This window comes from Nocardia araoensis NBRC 100135, from assembly GCF_000308435.1.
GTDB lineage: Bacteria > Actinomycetota > Actinomycetes > Mycobacteriales > Mycobacteriaceae > Nocardia > Nocardia araoensis.
Genome location: NZ_BAFR01000019.1, coordinates 1 through 1,432 on the forward strand (window position 1 = coordinate 1; position 1,432 = coordinate 1,432).

2 protein-coding genes are annotated in these 1,432 nt (G+C 67.3%); both read right to left on the reverse strand.

The features are described 5' to 3' along the window. A partial coding sequence (gene sepH, locus ON21_RS03310; protein WP_039795143.1) for a septation protein SepH occupies positions 1-454 on the reverse strand: 454 nt, incomplete at its 3' end. A 210-nt stretch (positions 455-664) separates the two neighbouring features. After that, positions 665-1,432: phosphoserine transaminase (gene serC, locus ON21_RS03315; protein ID WP_039795142.1), on the reverse strand; the 768-nt coding region annotated here is incomplete at its 5' end.

Consider the following 1,432-nt stretch of genomic DNA (forward strand, 5'->3'; position numbering starts at 1 on the left):
CGACCCAGTAACCCTTCTCGTCCTTCCAAGCGTCCCATTCGGCGCCCTCGATGTTGTGGCCGCGCGCGGTGAACGCGGCGGTGACCACATCGATGAGGGTGTCCACGGCGGGACCGTCGGGACGGACCGGGTGGGCCTTCTGGGCGAGCTCGGCGGCGCGGGCTCGCTCCAGCAGCACCGGATAGGCGAATCGCTCGACGCGACTGGCCGGCATTCCGGATTCTTCGGTGACCTGTTCCACGGAGGCCCCTGCTCGAATACGGGCCTGGATATCGCGGGGACGCATAGTTGCTTCCATTTCGATCTCGATCTGGCCGAATCGGGCAAGGTCTCCGCGCGCGGCGGCTCGCAGTTTGTCGTCGGCGGGCAGCCGGAACTTCTGTCCGGACTCGGTGTCGATACACACGATGTGCGTGGAGTCGGGCGTCACCCCGATCACTCGAAGTTCACGCACCGTTACCTCCTTATCGCGTCGACTCGCGACACCGCCCACTTTCCGAAACAGTAGTGCACATCTGAGATTCATGGGGCAGGACACGCGGCACGGAAATCTCCTCGGAGATGTCCGTGCCCCGCTAATCTGCTCTGTTCGATCCGCTTTGGCTAATTAAGCGGCGTGTCGATCCCGGGCGTGTTGCGCCGCCCGGACCGAAATGCGCGGCGCTCAGCCGAGATTCTGCACGACCCAGTCGATGGCGCGGGTCAGCTGGCTGACGTCGTCCGGATCGATGGCCGGGAACATGCCGATACGCAGCTGGTTGCGGCCCAGCTTGCGGTACGGCTCGGTGTCGACGATGCCGTTGGCGCGCAGGATCTTCGCCACCGCGGCCGCGTCGACCGAATCGGCGAAATCGATGGTGCCGACCACCTGCGAGCGGTGCGCAGGGTCCGTGACGTACGGGGTGGCGTATTCGCTCGACTCGGCCCAGGAGTACAGCCGCGAGGAGGAGTCGAGCGTGCGCTTCACCGCCCAGTCCAGGCCGCCGTTGTTGTTCAGCCACTCGATCTGGTCGGCGAACAGCAGCAGGGTGCCCAGCGCCGGAGTGTTGTAGGTCTGGTCCTTGGTGCTGTTGTCGATCGCGATCGGCAGCGACAGGAAATCGGGCGTCCAGCGGCCCGACGCCTTGATCTCCTCGACCCGGGCCAGCGCGGCCGGGCTCATCAGCGCGACCCACAGGCCGCCGTCGGAGGCGAAGCACTTCTGCGGCGCGAAGTAGTAGACGTCGGCGTCGGTGATGGTCACCGGCAGGCCGCCCGCGCCGGAGGTGGCGTCGATGGCGATGAGCGCGTGCTCCGAGCCCGCGGGACGCCGCACCGGGATGGAGACGCCGGTGGAGGTCTCGTTGTGCGCCCAGCCGATCAGGTCCGCCGAGGGGTCCGACACCGGCTCCGGCGCGCTGCCCGGCTCCGCCGAGACCACGATCGGGTCGCC